Here is a 538-nt window from a genome sequence, read left to right as displayed (position 1 = left end):
TGCTAATGCAGACATCACAGAAGCCATGAGCTTTCCCTGAGATGTGGAAAGGTCAAACTGCAAACCTGTTTGTGCCACCAGAGATACCCCGAAATGCCCAAGATTGTTGACGCTCACTTAATATTGACCAGCGATGCTCGTTGAATATTGACCAGGCATTTAAGCAATGTAGCGTACTACACTGCTGTGGATAAATCGATCAATTGCTGTTGCTTTTTCTTCACTGATCGACGGTTAAAATAACTCTCCTTTCTCTGCTTCTCGTTTCTTTATACGCTGCTTGGCTTCCTCCGTGCTTTGCTTAAAACGATAGGATTCATTACCCGTTTCGATGATATGGCAATGATGAGTCAGTCGATCCAGCAGTGCAGTCGTCAACTTAGCATCACCAAATACATTGCTCCATTCCGAGAAGCTCAAGTTCGTCGTAATGATAGGGGTCGTCTCAGGAAACGGAAAATATAGCACGCTAAGGTTTTTCAATTGCGCGCAATGGCCTAAATTTTCCACCACCTATCTTGGCTTTGCTTCGCCATAG

At 44.4% G+C, this 538-nt stretch carries 1 pseudogene; it reads right to left on the bottom strand.

The features are described from left to right. Positions 1-234: 234 nt before the first annotated feature. Positions 235-453 (bottom strand): annotated as a pseudogene (locus tag IEV17_RS17070) (ATP-binding protein); the annotation flags it as partial. Positions 454-538: the final 85 nt, after the last annotated feature.

The organism is Acinetobacter modestus (assembly GCF_014636095.1).
In the GTDB taxonomy this organism is placed as follows: domain Bacteria; phylum Pseudomonadota; class Gammaproteobacteria; order Pseudomonadales; family Moraxellaceae; genus Acinetobacter; species Acinetobacter modestus.
The sequence above is the reverse complement of the archived record's forward strand: the minus strand, read 5'-3'. Positions and strand labels throughout refer to the sequence as shown.